Genomic DNA, 16,702 nt, shown 5'->3' on the forward strand with positions numbered 1-16,702 from the left:
CGGCGCCGGGACCGGATCCGGTCCCGGCGCCGGACGTCAGGCGCCCGGTGACCGGCGGTGGGTGAGGGGCTCCATGCGGGCGAGCGCCAGCAGACGCCCGGGGTCGCCGTCCCCGGCGGGCGTCCCGTGCCCGCCGTCGAGGAGGGTCGTCAGCTCCGCCACCCGCCCGGCGTCGGCGAGCCCGAGCAGACCGGCGGGGTCGGCGTCCGGCCCGCCCCGCACGTCGATCATCCGGACCACGACGTCGCCGCGCTGGAAGATCGTGCTGCGCAGCACGGGGCTGCCGGGGTCGTCCGCCGCCGTCTCGTCCCGCTGGGCGAGCGCCTCGGCCAGCCGCATCCCGCCGCCCGGCCGGGCCGGGTAGTACAGGGCGTGCCGCTCGCCCTCCGCGCCCGCCTCGGTGTCCCGCGCCACGTGGTGCACGGCCGGCAGTGCCGCGCGGGTGAAGAAGACCCGGGCGCTGTCCGGGTCGTCGAGGTCCCGGTGCTGCTCCAGGTACGGGTTGAGGGCCTCCTCCACGGCCCGCACCTGCGGCTGCTGCGCCACGTGGCGCAGCGCCGCGAGCAGGTCGCCGCGCACCTCGATGGCCCGTACGACCCGGTTGCCGTGCAGGAACAGGGACGTGCGCAGCAGCCGGGTGGTGTCGTCGACCCGGGCCTCGGGGGCGGCGTGGCGGGACAGGATCCGGGCGACGGTGCGTTCGCTGCCGGGCTTGACGGTGAAGGTGAGGGCGTGTCGGATCACGCCGTCGCCGGTGCGCGGGAACGGCTGGGGCCGGTGCTGCGCGGCCTCGGCGGCGGGCCGGCCGGCGCCGACCTCGCGCAGCACGTTGAAGCGCAGCGACCGGGTGTCGCGGACGCAGTGGTGCAGCGGCCGGACCATCCGCACGTGGTCCTCGCTGTTCACCCAGTCCAGGAACGGCGGGGCGCTCTCCCACTCGCTGGTGATGAGCCACTGGGAGGGGTTCTCGATGGACTGGCACAGCTGCTCGCCGACGTGTCCGGGCACGGCCGCCACATGGGCGCACAGACGCTCGTACGCCTCCAGGAACTGCTGCTGGGCACCGTCGTGGACATCCACCAGCAGGACGACGCGCAGGCGCGAGCCGTCGAACACGGACTGGGAGACACGCTGCGACACCTGCCGCGGCATGGTTCGTTCGGGAGTGGTGGTCATCCTGCGCACGTCTCCTTCGCGGGACATCGGTGAACGCCGGACGCGAACACGCTCCGTGCCGGCCTGTGTCGATCTTGTGCCGGGCGGCAGGCGGACGCGACTCGTACGCACCGCGCGGGTGAGTGCCCGGAGCCGTGCGGCGGGCCGCGGCCGCGCCCCTGGCCTGGGCTCTCGCCGCCGCACGGGCGTTCCGGGGGCGGTCCGGGCGGCGGGTAGACTCCGTACCCGTGACTTCTGCGCCCGCCAAGCCCCGCATCCCGAACGTCCTCGCCGGACGCTACGCCTCCGCCGAGCTCGCCACGCTCTGGTCGCCCGAGCAGAAGGTGAAGCTGGAGCGGCAGCTCTGGCTCGCCGTGCTGCGGGCCCAGAAGGACCTCGGGATCGAGGTGCCGGACGCGGCGCTCGCCGACTACGAGCGCGTCCTCGACCAGGTCGACCTGGCCTCCGTCGCCGAGCGCGAGAAGGTCACCCGGCACGACGTGAAGGCGCGGATCGAGGAGTTCAACGACCTCGCCGGGCACGAGCACGTGCACAAGGGCATGACCTCCCGCGACCTCACGGAGAACGTCGAGCAGCTGCAGATCCGGCTGTCGCTGGAGCTGATGCGCGACCGCACGGTGGCGGTGCTGGCGCGGCTGGGCAGGCTGGCGGGCGAGTACGGCGAGCTGGTCATGGCCGGCCGCTCGCACAACGTGGCCGCGCAGGCCACCACCCTCGGCAAGCGCTTCGCGACCGCCGCCGACGAACTGCTCGTCGCGTACGGCCGCCTCGAGGAGCTGCTGGGCCGCTACCCGCTGCGCGGCATCAAGGGCCCGGTGGGCACGGCGCAGGACATGCTGGACCTGCTGGGCGGGGACGCCGCCAAGCTGGCCGAGCTGGAGCGGCGGATCGCCGGTCACCTGGGCTTCGCGCAGGCCTTCACCTCGGTCGGCCAGGTCTACCCGCGGTCGCTGGACTACGAGGTGGTCACCGCGCTGGTGCAGCTGGCGTCGGCGCCGTCGTCGCTGGCCAAGACGATCCGGCTGATGGCCGGGCACGAGCTGGTCACCGAGGGCTTCAAGCCGGGCCAGGTCGGCTCCTCGGCGATGCCGCACAAGATGAACACCCGCTCCTGCGAGCGCGTCAACGGCCTGATGGTGATCCTGCGCGGCTACGCCTCGATGACCGGCGAGCTGGCGGGCGACCAGTGGAACGAGGGCGACGTGTCCTGCTCGGTGGTGCGCCGGGTCGCGCTGCCGGACGCGTTCTTCGCGCTGGACGGCCTGCTGGAGACGTTCCTGACGGTGCTCGACGAGTTCGGCGCCTTCCCGGCCGTCGTCGCCCGCGAGCTGGACCGCTACCTGCCGTTCCTCGCCACCACCAAGGTGCTGATGGGCGCGGTCCGCGCCGGTGTCGGCCGTGAGGTGGCGCACGAGGCGATCAAGGAGAACGCGGTCGCCACCGCGCTCGCGATGCGCGAGCAGGGCGCCGAGCGCAACGACCTCCTCGACAAGCTCGCCGCCGACGAGCGCCTGCCGCTCGACCGTGCGCGGCTCCAGGAGCTGATGGCGGACAAGCTGTCCTTCACCGGCGCCGCGGCCGACCAGGTGGCCGCCGTCGTGGGCCGGATCGAGGAGATCGTCAAGCAGCACCCGGATGCGGCGGGCTACGCGCCCGGCGCGATCCTCTGACCCGCCGCACGGCATGCCGCGTTTCACCCCCGAGGAGCTGGAGGCCGCCCGCGACCGGCTGGTGCCGGACGTGGTCGCGGACGGCCTGCGCGTGCTGTTCTGCGGGATCAACCCGGGGCTGATGACGGCCGCGACGGGCCACCACTTCGCCCGTCCCGGGAACCGCTTCTGGCCCGCCCTGCACCGCTCCGGGTTCACGCCGAGGCTGCTGAAGCCGTCCGAGCAGGGCGAGCTGCTGTCGTACGGGCTCGGCATCACCAACGTCGTGGCGCGGGCGACCGCGCGGGCGGACGAGCTGAGCGCCGAGGAGTACCGCGAGGGCGGGCGGCAGCTCACTCTGAAGGTGGCGCGGCTGCGGCCGCGGTGGCTCGCCGTGGTGGGGGTGACCGCGTACCGGGCCGCGTTCGACGACCGCAAGGCGCGGGTGGGGCCGCAGGCGCGGACGATCGGCGACACGCGGGTGTGGGTGCTGCCCAACCCGAGCGGGCTGAACGCGCACTGGACGCTGGAGACGATGGCCGAGGAGTTCGCGCGGCTGCGCGAGGCCGCGCAGGACTGACCGGGCCGAGGAGGCGTCCCGGGCCGACCGCCGCGGTCGTCCCGTCCTCGCGCCCCTGTCGGCGCCGGCTTCCCGGAGCGCCACGGCGGCCGCTCACGGCGGGTCCGTCTCCGTGACCACGGCCGGCAGGCGCACCGCGTCCCGGCCGGCCACGGCGACCCGGCGGCCGGTCCCCACCGGCGCCCGCAGGCGGGCCGCACGCGCGCGGGCTCGGCCGGGCCCACGGCTCGGGTGCCTCCGCCCGCCCGGTGCGCGGCCCGGCGGTCCGCAGGGCGTACGGGTGGCGTCGCCGCAACGGGAGGCGGGCAGCTCGGACAGGGCGTCCCGGTCCTTCTCGAACCGGCCGGCCGTCACCGTCCACCGCGCCGGGCCGCCGTCGCCGGGAGCCGGGTCGCTCCGCAGCACGGCCCCGTGGCAGCCGGGTCCGGAGACGCCCACGTCCGCCGGGCCGTGCTCCGCCGGGAAGGGGCGGAGGCCCGGCTCGTCGACGAGGGCGAGCTGCCGCGCGAGGTTCATGGGTTCAATGAACCGGCTTTCAAGGGAACTTGACGGTGTGTCGGCAGGCCGCCCCCTCAGGCGTCGCGGCGGCGCAGGCTCCACGTGCCCGCCAGCAGTGCCGCGGCCGTCCACAGGGCGGTCACGCCGAGTCCCGTCCAGGGGCCGGGTGTTCTGCCGTACGTCTCGTGGAGGACCACCTGTCCGGCCCGGTCCGGCAGGAAGTCCGCCACGGTGCCCGCCGCGTCGCCGATCACGAACGCGACCACCAGGACGAACGGGATCAGCAGGGCCAGGGTGGCCGTGCCGCTGCGCAGCAGGAGGGTGAGGCCGGCCGCGAACAGGGCCATCAGCGTCAGGTAGACGCCGCAGCCGACGACGCCGCGGACCTGCTCGCCCGCGGTCAGGCCGCTCGCGGCCGCGCCCAGCCCCGCCCGGGCCGCCAGGAGGGCGGTGGCGGCGGTCAGCAGCCCCACCGGGAAGGTCGCCGCCGCGACGACGGCCGCCTTGGCGGCGAACCACCGTCCGCGCCGCGGCACCGCGGCCAGGGAGAGCCGGAGCCCGCCTCCGGGGAACTCCGACGACACGGCCAGGGTGCCGAAGGCGATGGCCGCGATCTGGCCGGGGACGACGCCGGACAACGCCGTGAACAGCGCGTCGGACTCCGGGCCGGTGGTGCCGGAGGCACCGGCCAGCGCGGAGAAGCCGGTGGTCGCCGCGAAGAGCCCCAGCAGGGTGCCGGGCAGGGAGCGCAGGGAGCGGACCTTCAGCCACTCGGCGCGCAGTACGGGTGCGAACTCCACGGTCAGACCTCCGGGGACGGGACGGCGGCGAACTCGGTCCCGGAGGCCGTCAGGTCGAGGTAGGCCTGTTCCAGCGTGGCCTCCTGCGCCGCCAGTTCCAGGACCGGCACGCCTGCGGCGGAGACGAGCCGCCCGATGTCCGCCACGCGCGCGTGGTGCACGGTCCAGTGCCCGTCCTCGTGTTCCTCGGCGTGGTGGCCGTGCCGGGCGAGGACGCTTCCGAGGGCGGTGGGGTCCGTCGTCCGGATCCGCACCCGGGGCCGCACGCGCGCGTCGATGAACTCCCGCACCGGGGTGTCGGCCAGCAGGCGGCCCCGCCCGAGGACGACGAGGTGGTCGGCGAAGGACGCGGTCTCGTTCATCAGGTGGCTGGAGACCAGCACCGTGCGGCCCTCCCCCGCCAGCCGGCGCAGCAACGTCCGGATCCAGACGATGCCTTCGGGGTCGAGGCCGTTGGACGGCTCGTCGAGCACGACCACCTCGGGGTCGCCGAGCAGCGCGGCGGCGATGCCGAGGCGCTGGCGCATGCCCAGGGAGTACGTCCCGACCCGGCGGCGCGCCACCGCGGCCAGCCCCGTCTCCGCCAGCACCTCGTCCACGCGGCGGTCCGGGACGCGGTTGCTCGCCGCCAGGACGCGCAGGTGGTCGCGGCCCGTGCGGGAGCCGTGCGCGGCCCGTGCGTCGAGCAACGCGCCCACCCGGCGCAGGGGTTCGCGCAGGGCCGCGTAGGGCCGGCCGCCGATCGTGGCGGTGCCGGAGGTCGGCCGGTCCAGGCCGAGCACCAGTCGCAGGGTGGTGGACTTGCCGGCGCCGTTGGGGCCGAGGAAGCCGGTGACGCGGCCGGGCAGGACGCGGAAGGTGAGGCGGTCCACGGCCCGGCGGGTGCCGTACTCCTTGGTGAGGTGGTGTACGTCGATGCTGGTCATGACAGCAGCGTGGCCCCGTGGCCGGGGCGCGGCCTCCCCCGCCGGTGGAGTCCGTCTCCCCCGTGCGGGGGAGGCCCGTCGTCGGGGGCGGCTGGCACGATGGCGGCATGATCCGCCGGCTGCGCCCGTTCACGCGGGCCGTGACGTACACGCGGTGGCTGCATCTGTTCATGGCCTTGGTGTGGCCGGCCCTGTGGCTGTTCATCGAGGAGGCGTGGTGGACGCAGGCCCTGGCGGCCGTGGTGCTCGGCCTCGCCGGGCTCGTCCCCGGCATGCGGACGGTGGAGGGGCTGCAGGCCAGACTGCTGCTGACCGGTCAGCGGCAGGACGGTGCGGGGACGGGGATCGTCACGGCGCCGTCGGCGACCTGGGGCGACCGGGGCCGGACCGTCGTGTGGCTGGAGGCGCGGCTGTTCCTGGGCTGTGCCGTCTCCCTGCTCTCCGTGCAGCTCCTGCTCACGGGCGTGGACCTGGTGGCGACGGGCCTCGGCGCGGGCGCGGTCGGCGGCGGACGGCTCCCCGTCGGAGACCCCCACTGGGGGAAGGCGCTGCTGGCACCGCTGCCGCTGGTCGCGCTGGCGGCGCTGGTGCTCGGCTCGGGGCACCTGGTGACCGGGCTCGCCCTGCGCCTGCTCGGCCCCTCCCCCGCCGCACGCCTCGCCGCCCTGGAGGAGCGCACCGAGCAACTGCTGGAGCGCAGCCGCATCGCGCGGGAGCTGCACGACTCCATCGGGCACGCCCTGACGGTGGCGGTCGTGCAGGCGGGCGCGGCCCGGACCGCGGGCGATCCGGCCTTCACCGAGCGGGCGTTGAGCGCGATCGAGGAGACCGGCCGGGCCGCCCTGGAGGACCTGGAGCGTGTCCTCGGGGTGCTGCGCGAGTCGGAGAAGCCGGTGAGCGGCCGGCCGACGCTGGCGGACGCCGACCGGCTGCTGGAGTCGGCGCGCGCCGCCGGGGCGGCGGTCGACGCCGAGCTGACGGGCGCCCTGGACACCGTGCCCGGGCCGGTCTCCCGGGAGGGCTACCGGATCGTGCAGGAGTCGCTGACCAACGTGCTGCGGCACGCGGGGCCCGTGCCGGTGCGGGTCGGCGTGCGCGTCGCCGGCGGCACGCTCGTCCTCGACGTCCGCAACCCGCTGGCGGAGGAGGTGCCCGGGCCCGGACGCGGCAGCGGCCTGCGCGGCATCCGCGAGCGCGCCGCGCTGCTGGGCGGCCGGGCGCGCACCGGCCCCGACGGCGGTGACTGGCGGGTGCACGTCGAACTGCCGCTGCGCTGATCTACGCTGACCGGGTGGCGATCACCGTTCTCCTCGTCGACGACGAGCCCCTCGTCCGCGCGGGGCTGCGCGCCGTGCTGGAGGCGCAGCCCGACATCGAGGTGGCCGGGGAGGCCGGCGACGGTGCGGCGGTGATCCCGCTGGTGCGGCGGCTGCGGCCCGACGTGGTCGCCATGGACGTGCGCATGCCGCTCCTGGACGGCATCGAGGCCACCCGGGCGCTGCTGCGGACGGTCGACGGGCCGCCGAAGATCCTGGTGGTGACCACGTTCGAGAACGACGAGTACGTGTACGAGGCGCTGCGCGCGGGCGCCGACGGGTTCCTGCTGAAGCGGGCCCGGCCCGCCGAGATCGTGCACGCGGTGCGGCTGGTCGCCGAGGGCGAGTCGCTGCTGTTCCCCGCCTCGGTGCGGCGGCTCGCCGCCGAGTACGGCGACGGGGGCGGCAACCGGGCGGCGCGGATGCTGCTGGACCGGGCCCGGCTGACCGGGCGCGAGGCCGAGGTGCTGCGGCTGATGTCCCGGGGGCTGTCCAACGCGGAGATCGCCGAACGGCTGGTGGTGGGGACGGAGACGGTGAAGTCGCACGTGAGCGCCGTGCTGGCGAAGCTGGGGGCGCGCGACCGCACGCAGGCGGTGATCACGGCGTACGAGTCGGGATTCGTGGCGCCGGAGTGACCGGGACGCGGTGGCGGCTGTCACTCGCCGCCTCACCCCGCGCCGAGTACGATCCGGCCAACACGCGCACGAGCTGGGAGGACGGACGGTGGGGCGGCTGACCGGCGGGGATCCCTCGCTGCTGCGACGGATCAACTCCGCGGTGGTGCTGCACGCGCTGCGCGGCACGGACTGCGCGACGCTGACCGAGATCACCCGGGTGACGGGGCTGTCCCGGCCGACCGTCGAGGGTGTCGTCGAGGGGCTGATCGAGGCGGGCCTGGTCGTCGAGACGGCCGCCGACGAGAGCGTGGTGCGGCGGCAGGGGCGGCCGGCGCGGCGCTTCCGGTTCCGGGCCGAGGCCGGGCACCTGCTGGGTCTGGAGATCGGGGCGCGCCGGGTGGCCGCGCTGCTGTCCAGCCTGGACGGGCGGGTGATCGGCGCCCAGGCCAAGGACGTCGGCGAGACGGCGTCGGCCGACGAGCGGCTGGAGCGCGCGCGGACCGCGGTCGCCGAGCTGCTGCGCCGGGCCGGTGTCGCGCGCGGCTCGCTGCGGGCCGTCGGGGTGGGCACGCCGGGGATCGTCGAGGCGGACGGCACGGTGCGGCTGGGGACCGCGCTGCCCGGCTGGACCGGGCTGCGGCTGGGCGAGCGGCTGAGCCGGTCCTTCAAGTGCCCGGTGCTGGTGGAGAACGACGCGAACGCGGCCGCCGTCGCTGAGCACTGGAAGGGGTCCGCGACCGGGTCCGACGACGTGGTGTTCGTGCTGGCGGGGCTGAGCCCGGGCGCCGGCGCGCTGATCGGCGGCCGGCTGCACCGGGGGTTCGGCGGGGCGGCCGGGGAGATCGGGGCGCTGCACCTGCTGGGCCGCGAGGCCGCCCCGGAGGCGCTGCTGTCCACCACGGACGAGCCGCTGCACCCGCTGGACGAACAGGCCGTCGCGAAGGTCTTCGCGCAGGCGCGGGGCGGGGACCAGCGGGCCCGCGCGGCCGTCGACCGCTTCATCCAGCGGCTCGTGCACGACGTGGCGGCGCTCGTGCTGGCCCTCGACCCGGAGCTGGTCGTGGTCGGCGGCTGGGCGGCCGGGCTGGACGGCGTCCTGGATCCCCTGCGCCGGGAGCTGGCCCGCTACTGCCTGCGTCCGCCGAAGGTCGCGCTCTCGCTCCTGGGCGAGGCCGCGGTGGCGACGGGCGCGCTGCGGCTCGCCCTCGACCATGTGGAGGAGCAACTGTTCGCCGTGGAGGGCACGGTGACGGCCCGGCGGTAGGGGCGGAGGCTTCGCGCGGGGGCGGCCCGGCGGCGGGGCGGGGTCGTACGACGCCGGACCCGCCGGCACGCGCGTGCCGGCTGCGCCACCGGGGGCGGCCCTCGGGAGGACGCCCCGGATCCCGGCACGTCGGCCGGGCCCCGCGGGGACATCCCCCCGGGGCGCGGGACGAGCAGCCGTCGGTCAGGAGGCCCGGCGTTGGGGGCCGTGGTGGATCTCCACGTCGCCGGAATCACCGAAGGTCAGCCGGCAGGTGTCCGCGCGGTACGTGGCGACGGACAGCGCCGCCGTGCGGCCCGCGGCGACGAAGCGGGTGGTGACGACGAGGACCGGCGAGCCGGGGAGCCGGTCCAGTTCCCTGGCGTCCTCCGCGCCGGCCGAGCCGAGCTCCACCGCGTTCTCCCGCCGCTCCAGCTCCAGGCGCTGCAGCTCGCGCAGCACCGCACGGGCGCGTGCCGCGCCCGAGGGCGCGTCGATGGCGGACAGGTCGGGCGCCGACGACACGGGGACGTACAGCAGCTCCGCGGCGACGGGCCGGCCGTGCGAGACGCGGGAGCGGCGCACGGTGTGCACGGGCTCGTCCCGGCCGGTCCCCAGCGCGTCGGCGACGGCGGCGGGCGGTACCGCCGTCGCGCAGTCGACGGGCTGCCAGGCGTCCTCGCCGGCGCCCGGCCAGGCGTGCGGGTCGGTGCCGACGGCCACGCCCATGCGCGGCGGGGCCACGGTCGTCCCGACGCCGCGGCGGCGCTGCAGCCTGCCCTCGAGTTCGAGCTGCTCCAGGGCCTGCCGGAGCGTGGCCCGGGCGACGCCGAAGCGGGCGGCGAGGTCGCGTTCGTTGGGCAGGACCTCGCCCACGGAGAACTCCGAGTCCAACGCCTCGGTGAGCACCGTCTTGAGGTGCCAGTACTTCGGTTCCGGCACCGTTTCCAGCTGCGTGGTCCCCACCCTGTCCTCCGCGATCTGCCGGGTCGGGCGGCGTTTTTGGCGCCCTTGTTTATTAAAGGTTGTTGCACTTGTCTGCGACCATAGGACGGCCCCCACCCTTGGTCAATACCAATCATCGATCCCCCGTGTGCCGCGCGGGGGCGGCGCCGGGGAGCGTTCACAGGGTGTTCGTACGGCGTCGTCCTCCCGGCATGCCGGCGGGGCCCGCGCCGCACGGCGGGGCTCCGGCCGGCACCGGGGACGGTCAGGAGGCGGTGGCCAGGGACCGGAGCTTGTCGGGGTTGCGGATGACGTAGACCGCCTGGACGCGGCCGTCGGCGACGTCCAGCTGGAAGACGGCGTCGGGCTCGCCGCCGGAGAGCGCGAGGACCGCGGGGCCGCCGTTGAGCTCCAGGAAGCGCACGGACAGGTCCGGCGGGTTCTTGCCTGCGGCACCGACGAGGAAGCGGGCCACCTTGTCGGCGGTCTCCAGGACCCGCAGGGGCGCCCGGGCCTTGCCGCCGCTGTCGCCGACGAGCCGGACGTCCGGGGCGAGCAGTTCCATCAGCCGCTCCAGGTCGCCGCCGGCCGCGGCGGCGAGGAACCGTTCGGTGAGGTCGCGGCGCTGCGCGGGGTCGACCTCGTAGCGGGGCCGGCGCTCCGCCACGTGCCGGCGGGCGCGGGCGGCCAGCTGGCGGACGGCCGGTTCGCCGCGGTCGAGCATGGCGGCGATCTCGCCGTACGGGAACGCGAAGGCCTCCCGCAGGACGAACACCGCGCGCTCCAGGGGCGACAGCGACTCCAGGACCACGAGGACGGCGAGGGAGACGGTGTCGGCGAGCACGGCGCGGTCCGCGGCGTCCGGGACGGTGGCGCCGAAGTCGGTGGCGTACGGCTCGGGCAGCCACGGGCCGACGTAGGTCTCGCCGCGCGCCTTGATCTGCCGCAGCCGGTCGATGGCGAGGCGGGTGGTGACGCGCACCAGGTAGCCGCGGGGTTCGCGGACGTCGCCGCGGTCGGTGCCCGACCAGCGCAGCCAGGCGTCCTGGACCACGTCCTCGGCGTCCGCCACGCGCCCCAGCATGCGGTAGGCGACTCCCTGGAGGACGGGACGGTGCCGTTCGAAGACGTCGGCCGCGGTGTCGGTGGTCACGGCACCATCCCAGCCGACGGGCGCGGCCGTGTCCAGGCGCCACCGCCCGCGCGCGCCGGGCGTGTTGGGGGCGTGCGCCGCGGCGGCCGCGGAAGAGCCCGCGCCGCCGGCCGGGGCGCACCCGTGCGGGCCTCGCCGGACTCCTCTCGTCACCCGCACGGGGCTACCCGTCGGTAGCAATTGCTGACAAGCTGTCTACGCCGTCCGTCAGCCAGCCCAGCCGAGGAGCGCCCGCATGTCCGCCACCACCGTCTCCTTCGAGGTCACCTCCCCGCACGGCCCGCGGCCGGTGACCGTGTCGTACGCGCGCGCGGGCCGGGGGGAACCCCTGCTCCTGCTGCACGGCATCGGCCACCACCGGCAGGCGTGGGACCCGGTGCTCCCCGCGCTGACGCCCGAGCGGGACGTGATCGCCGTCGACCTGCCCGGGTTCGGGGAGTCGCCCGCGCTGCCGGACGGGATGGCGCACGACCTGCCGACCATCAACGGCGTGCTCGGCGGGCTGTGCGCGGCGCTGGAGCTCGACCGGCCGCACGTGGCGGGCAACTCGCTGGGCGGACTGCTGGCCCTGGCGCTCGGCAGGGCCCGCCTCGTCCGGTCCGTCACCGCCCTGTCCCCGGCCGGGTTCTGGAACGAGGCCGAGCGGCGCTACGCGTTCGCGGTGCTCACGGCGATGCGGCAGATCGCCCGGCGGATGCCCGAGCCGGTGGTGGAGCGGCTGGCCCGTCCGGCGGTGGGCCGCGCGCTGCTGACCAGCACCATCTACGCCCGCCCGGCGCGCCGTTCGCCCGAGGCCGTGGTCGCCGAGACGCTGGCCCTGGCCCGGGCCCGGGGCTTCTCCGAGACCCTGCGCTCCGGCCGGAGCGTGCAGTTCACCGACGACGTCGTCGGCGTGCCGGTCACCGTGGCGTGGGGCAGCAAGGACCGGCTGCTGGTGCCCCGGCAGGGCGTCCGCGCCAAGGGCGTCATCCCCAAGGCCCGGCTGGTGCGGCTGCCCGGCTGCGGCCACGTCCCGATGAACGACGATCCGGCGCTGGTGGCCCGGGTCCTGCTCGACGGCAGCCGCTGACCGGCCCGGACGCCGAGCGGCTCGCGGCCGGAGGCGTCCGTCCCCGGGCCCGTCCCCCGGTCAACAGGCCCTAGAGTCGCCTCACATGACGTCATCGCAGGCCGTTCCGGACGGGAGCGGCGCCTCGGCCGCCTGGGAACTGCTGGTGCCGGCCGCCTCGGCACCCGCCCGCACCCGGGGCCGCTCCCTGCAGGCGGCGCTGCGCGAGGCGGTCCGCTCGGGACGGCTCGCGCCCGGCACCAGACTGCCGTCCAGCCGGGACCTCGCCGCCGACCTCGGGGTGTCGCGCGGGCTGATCACGGAGGCGTACGAGCAGCTGACGGCCGAGGGGTACCTGCGCAGCGGCCGGGGCGCCGGGACCTGGGTCGGCGGTGCCGTACGGGCGGCCCGGCCCCCCGCGCGCGACCTCGCCCCGCGCTCCCCCGGGGCCCGCGTCGACTTCGTGTCCGGCACTCCGGACCTGGCGCTGTTCCCCCGCTCCGCGTGGGCCGCGGCGCAGCGCCACGTCCTGGCGGAGCTGCCGCACCACGAGCTCGGCTACCCGGACCCGCGCGGCCTGCCCCGGCTGCGCACCGCACTGGCCGAACTGCTCGCGCGGCGGCGGGGCGTGGTCGCCGACCCCGAACGGCTCGTGATCGTCTCCGGGGTGGCGCAGGCCACCACGCTGCTCGGCTTCGCGCTTCGCGCGCGGGGGATGCGCACCGTCGGCGTGGAGGACCCCGGCAGCCCCCAGCACGGCACACTGTACGCCTCGGCCGGGGTCGGCGCCGTCCCGCTGCCCGTCGACGGCGAGGGGGTCGACATGGCGTCGCTGCGGGCCTCGGGCGTCCGGGCCGTCACGACGACGCCCGCCCACCAGTTCCCCACCGGCATCGCCTACTCGGCGCGGCGCCGCGCCCAACTCCTGGACTGGGCGCGGTCCGTGGACGGCATCGTCCTGGAGGACGACTACGACGGCGACTTCCGCTACGACCGCGCCCCCGTCGGCGCGCTCCAGGGGCTCGACCCCGAGCACGTGGCCTACGCGGGCTCGGTCAGCAAGTCCCTCGCCCCGGGGCTGCGGCTCGGCTGGCTGCTGGTGCCGGAGTCCTGGGCCGAGGAGGTCGTCGAACGCAAGCGGACGATGGATCTCGGCCACCCGGCCGTCGACCAGGCGGTGTTCGCCCGGTTCCTGGAGCGCGGCGACTACGACCGGCAGCTGCGCCGCTGCCAGCGCGCCTACCGGGAGCGGCGCGACGCGCTGGTGGCGGCCCTGCGGGAGCACTTCCCCGGCTCGGAGGTGTCCGGGATCGCCGCCGGGCTGCACGTGATCGTCGCGCTGCCGGAGCGGTACGGGCCCCGGGACCGCTTCCTCGCGCGCGTGGCGGCGGCCGGCGTCGCGGTGCGCGCCCTGCGGGAGTACACGTACGACGAGGCCGCCGTGAACGCCGGGGACTTCGCCGGCTCCGGGGACGGCGGCAAGGGCGTCCGGCTGGTGATGGGGTACGCGCACGTGCCGCGGACGCGGATCGGGGAGGGCGTCCGGCTGATGGCGGAGGCCGTCACCGCCGCGGACGGGTGACGGCGCACGCCGACGTGCGCTCCCCGCGCGCCGGTTCCCCGCCGCCGCGGGCGGTTGTTCACTCGGGGTTCGCGTGTGCGCCGCGGCGCACCGGTAGGTGTGGTGGCGCACACTGGCCGGATCCTGTCCCTGGAGGCGCAGCCATGTCCCACCGTCCGTTCCCCGGCCGCCGCAGCGTGCTGCGCGGCTCGCTCGCCGCGCCGGCGGCCCTCGCCCTGCCCGGCGCGCTCGGCGCGGCCCCGGCCCTCGCGCTGTCCGGGCGCCCCCGGGCCGGCTGGGGCGTGCAGACGGGCGACGTGACGGCCGACTCCGGTCTGGTGTGGGTGCGTTCGGACCGGCCGGCCCGGATGGTCGTCGAGACGTCGGCCACCGAGTCGTTCCGCAGCCCGCGCCGGTGGCACGGCCCGCTGCTCGGCCCGGACACGGACTTCACGGGCACGACGCGGCTGCGCGGCCTACCGCCGGGCCGGCAGATCCACTACCGGGTGCTGCTCGCCGACCCGGACGACCCGCGCCGCACGGGCGAGCCGGTCACCGGCACCTTCCGCACGGTGCCGGTCCGGCGGCGCGACGGCGCGCGGTTCGTGTGGTCGGGCGACCTGGCCGGGCAGGGCTGGGGCATCAACCCCGACCTCGGCGGCTACCGCATCTTCGACGCGATGGCCGCGCTGGACCCGGACTTCTTCCTGTTCAGCGGCGACACCGTGTACGCCGACGGCCCCCTCGCGGCGACCGCCCCCCTGCCCGGCGGCGGCACCTGGCGCAACGTCACCACCGAGGAGAAGGCCAAGGTCGCCGAGACCCTGGCCGAGTTCCGCGGCACCTTCCGCTACAACCTGCTCGACGAGAACCTCCGCCGGTTCAACGCCCGGGTCCCGTCCATCGTGCAGTGGGACGACCACGAGGTGCGCAACAACTGGTACCCCGGCCAGGTCGTCACGGACACGGACACCCGCTACACCGAGAAGAGCGTGGACGTCCTGGCGGCCCGGGCCCGGCGGGCGTTCGGCGAGTACTTCCCGATCTCCACGCTGCGCCCGGGGGCGCGGGAGGGCCGCGTGCACCGGGTGCTGCGCCAGGGGCCGCTGCTGGACGTGTTCGTGCTGGACATGCGCACCTACCGCAACGCCAACTCGCCGGACCGGCAGACCGTGGACCCGCAGGGCATCCTCGGCCGCGAGCAACTGGAGTGGCTCAAGCGCGAGCTGGCCCGGTCGCGCGCGGTGTGGAAGGTGATCGCCGCGGACATGCCGCTCGGCCTGGTCGTGCCGGACACCCAGGAGGGCAGGCAGCACATCGAGGCGGTGGCGCAGGGCGACCCGGGCGCGCCGCTCGGGCGCGAACTGCAGATCGCGGAGCTGCTGCGGTTCGTCAAGCACCGGCGGATCACCGGCACGGTGTGGCTGACGGCGGACGTCCACCACACGTCGGCCCAGCACTACCAGCCCTCGCGGGCCGCGTTCACCGACTTCGAGCCGTTCTGGGAGTTCGTCTCCGGGCCGCTCAACGCCGGCGCCTTTCCGGCCGGCGCACTGGACGGCACCTTCGGTCCGGAGCGGGTGTTCGTCAAGGCGCCGACCGCCTCCAACGTCTCGCCCGCCGGCGGCTACCAGTTCTTCGGCGAGGTGGACATCGACGGCGACAGCGGCGAGATGACCGTACGGCTGCGCGAGCAGGACGGCACCGTGCTGTACACGAAGGTGCTCCAGCCGGGACTGGTAGGGCAGTAGATCACCAAAGGGGCAAAAAGCCCCTTAACCCGTCGGACACAGTGCGTTCGTGATCACGCAACACCGTTCCTTCACAGTGGCTGCATGAGTCGAGACATGTCTGACGTGACACGTACCGGGAACGGCCGCTCCACCCGCCGGTGGCACCGGATCACCACGGCGGTCCGCAGTCGGTGGGTACGGGGCCACGGTCACGCACCGCCGTCCCCCGATACCGGTGCCCGGCCGCTGCCCGCCGGGCGGCAGGCCGGGCCGTCCGCCCCGTCGCCCGCCGGGGAGAGCGTGCTGTGGCGGATGCGGACGACCGTGCGGGACGAACCGGGGTCGCTGGCCGCGCTGTGCACGGCCCTCGCGGAGCAGCGGGTCGACATCCTGAGCCTGCAGACGCACCCGCTGGCCGACGGCACGGTCGACGAGTTCCTGCTGCGGGCCCCGGGCGAGCTCGGCACGGACGGGATCGGCGCCGCGGTGGCGCGGGCCGGCGGCGCCCACACCTGGATGGAGCGGGCCGACGCCCACGACCTGGTGGACGCCCCGACCCGGGTGCTGGGCCTGGCCGCCCGCACCGCCCTGGACGCGGCGGAACTGCCCCTGGCGCTGCGGCAGTTGCTGGGCCGGTGCACGATCCGCTCGGTGCCCGCCAGGTCGGCCGGCGGTGGGCGGACGCCCGGCGGGATGCCGGTGGAGGGGGCGCTGGAGGACACCGTGATGCGGCTGCGCGCCCCGGAAGGCGGCGTGATCATCGTGGAGCGGCCGTACCTGCCGTTCACCCCGACCGAGTTCGCCCGGGCCCGGGCGCTGGTGGAGCTGGACGCCCGGCTCGGCCCGCGCGTCCCGCGCAGCCAGGACGTGCTCACGCTGCCCGAGGGCAGCGACATCACCGTGCGCCGGGCCGACACCCGTGACGTGCCGGCCGCGCGGGCGATGCACGACCGCTGCTCGGAGCGGACCCTGCGGATGCGCTACCACGGGCCGGTCGGCGACGCGGACCGCTATCTGAACCACCTGCTCAGCCCGCGCTTCGGCCGCACGCTCGCCGTGCAGACCGCCTCCGGGCGGGTCGTCGCCCTCGGCCACCTGCTGTGGGACGGCGACGAGACGGAGGTCGCGCTGCTCGTCGAGGACGCCTGGCAGCGGCGCGGCATCGGCGGCGAACTGCTCGCCCGGCTGGTGACGATGGCGGCCGAGACGGGCTGCGAGAGCGTGTACGCCGTGACGCAGGCCGCCAACACCGGCATGGTCGCCGCGATGCGCGGCCTCGGCCTGCCCCTGGACTACCAGATCGAGGAGGGCACCCTCGTCATCACGGCCCGGCTGCGCCCGGACGCGGTCCCGGCGGGCCTGCCCGCCCGGCTGGTGACGATGGCGGCCGAGACGGGCTGCGAGAGCGTGTACGCCGTGACGCAGGCCGCCAACACCGGCATGGTCGCCGCGAT

Annotated in this window: 15 protein-coding genes; 9 read left to right on the top strand and 6 right to left on the bottom strand. The window is 75.9% G+C overall.

The features are described 5' to 3' along the window. Window positions 1–36: 36 nt before the first annotated feature. Entirely contained in the window at window positions 37–1,176 is a 1,140-nt protein-coding gene (locus ACIF8T_RS12115; protein WP_400033875.1) for a SchA/CurD-like domain-containing protein, read from the bottom strand. A gap of 227 nt (window positions 1,177–1,403) precedes the next feature. Here ACIF8T_RS12115 and purB point away from each other — a divergent pair, with 227 nt between their 5' ends. Next, complete coding sequence (purB, locus tag ACIF8T_RS12120; protein WP_400033877.1) at window positions 1,404–2,846, top strand: adenylosuccinate lyase; 1,443 nt, start codon at window positions 1,404–1,406, stop codon at window positions 2,844–2,846. Between the two features lie 13 nt (window positions 2,847–2,859). Further along, window positions 2,860–3,405, top strand: coding sequence for a G/U mismatch-specific DNA glycosylase (gene mug, locus ACIF8T_RS12125; protein WP_400033879.1), 546 nt, complete (start codon window positions 2,860–2,862; stop codon window positions 3,403–3,405). 93 nt (window positions 3,406–3,498) lie between these two features. Here the strand turns inward: mug and ACIF8T_RS12130 are convergent, their stop codons facing one another. The 3 genes from ACIF8T_RS12130 to ACIF8T_RS12140 are packed head-to-tail and all read right to left on the bottom strand — an operon-like array spanning window position 3,499 to window position 5,629. Then, window positions 3,499–3,921, bottom strand: a complete 423-nt coding sequence (locus ACIF8T_RS12130) for a hypothetical protein (protein ID WP_400033881.1) — start codon at window positions 3,919–3,921, stop codon at window positions 3,499–3,501. Between the two features lie 56 nt (window positions 3,922–3,977). Then, a complete protein-coding gene (locus ACIF8T_RS12135) occupies window positions 3,978–4,703 on the bottom strand; it encodes an ABC transporter permease (protein ID WP_400033882.1) in 726 nt (241 codons plus the stop codon). Between the two features lie 2 nt (window positions 4,704–4,705). Then, complete coding sequence (locus ACIF8T_RS12140) at window positions 4,706–5,629, bottom strand: ATP-binding cassette domain-containing protein (RefSeq protein WP_400033884.1); 924 nt, start codon at window positions 5,627–5,629, stop codon at window positions 4,706–4,708. A 107-nt stretch (window positions 5,630–5,736) separates the two neighbouring features. Between ACIF8T_RS12140 and ACIF8T_RS12145 the strand changes: the two genes are divergently transcribed. From ACIF8T_RS12145 to ACIF8T_RS12155, 3 genes are all read left to right on the top strand, one after another. Beyond that, window positions 5,737–6,906, top strand: a complete 1,170-nt coding sequence (locus ACIF8T_RS12145) for a sensor histidine kinase (RefSeq protein WP_400033886.1) — start codon at window positions 5,737–5,739, stop codon at window positions 6,904–6,906. 14 nt (window positions 6,907–6,920) lie between these two features. Next, window positions 6,921–7,583: a response regulator gene (locus tag ACIF8T_RS12150; RefSeq protein WP_400033888.1), complete on the top strand. Its 663-nt coding sequence runs from the start codon at window positions 6,921–6,923 to the stop codon at window positions 7,581–7,583. A gap of 88 nt (window positions 7,584–7,671) precedes the next feature. Further along, window positions 7,672–8,829 carry an ROK family transcriptional regulator gene (locus tag ACIF8T_RS12155; RefSeq protein WP_400033890.1) on the top strand — a complete coding sequence of 386 codons (1,158 nt, stop codon included), beginning with the start codon at window positions 7,672–7,674 and terminating at the stop codon, window positions 8,827–8,829. A gap of 183 nt (window positions 8,830–9,012) precedes the next feature. On the opposite strand, the gene ACIF8T_RS12160 is transcribed toward ACIF8T_RS12155, so the two are convergent. After that, on the bottom strand, window positions 9,013–9,774 hold the full coding sequence (locus ACIF8T_RS12160) for a GntR family transcriptional regulator (RefSeq protein ID WP_400033892.1): 762 nt from the start codon (window positions 9,772–9,774) through the stop codon (window positions 9,013–9,015). 244 nt (window positions 9,775–10,018) lie between these two features. Beyond that, window positions 10,019–10,906, bottom strand: coding sequence for an RNA polymerase sigma-70 factor (locus ACIF8T_RS12165; protein ID WP_400033894.1), 888 nt, complete (start codon window positions 10,904–10,906; stop codon window positions 10,019–10,021). A gap of 235 nt (window positions 10,907–11,141) precedes the next feature. Between ACIF8T_RS12165 and ACIF8T_RS12170 the strand changes: the two genes are divergently transcribed. From ACIF8T_RS12170 to ACIF8T_RS12185, 4 genes are all read left to right on the top strand, one after another. Beyond that, on the top strand, window positions 11,142–11,975 hold the full coding sequence (locus ACIF8T_RS12170; protein WP_400033896.1) for an alpha/beta fold hydrolase: 834 nt from the start codon (window positions 11,142–11,144) through the stop codon (window positions 11,973–11,975). Window positions 11,976–12,060: 85 nt separating this feature from the next. Beyond that, window positions 12,061–13,536 (top strand): PLP-dependent aminotransferase family protein, encoded by a 1,476-nt coding sequence (locus tag ACIF8T_RS12175; protein ID WP_400033898.1) that lies wholly within the window; start codon window positions 12,061–12,063, stop codon window positions 13,534–13,536. 143 nt (window positions 13,537–13,679) lie between these two features. Next, window positions 13,680–15,266 (top strand): alkaline phosphatase D family protein, encoded by a 1,587-nt coding sequence (locus ACIF8T_RS12180; protein ID WP_400033900.1) that lies wholly within the window; start codon window positions 13,680–13,682, stop codon window positions 15,264–15,266. Window positions 15,267–15,362: 96 nt separating this feature from the next. Further along, window positions 15,363–16,702, top strand: a 1,340-nt coding sequence (locus ACIF8T_RS12185) for a GNAT family N-acetyltransferase (protein WP_400033901.1), incomplete at its 3' end; no start/stop codon positions are given.

The sequence above is a fragment of the Streptomyces sp. NPDC085946 genome, from assembly GCF_044540485.1.
GTDB lineage: Bacteria > Actinomycetota > Actinomycetes > Streptomycetales > Streptomycetaceae > Streptomyces.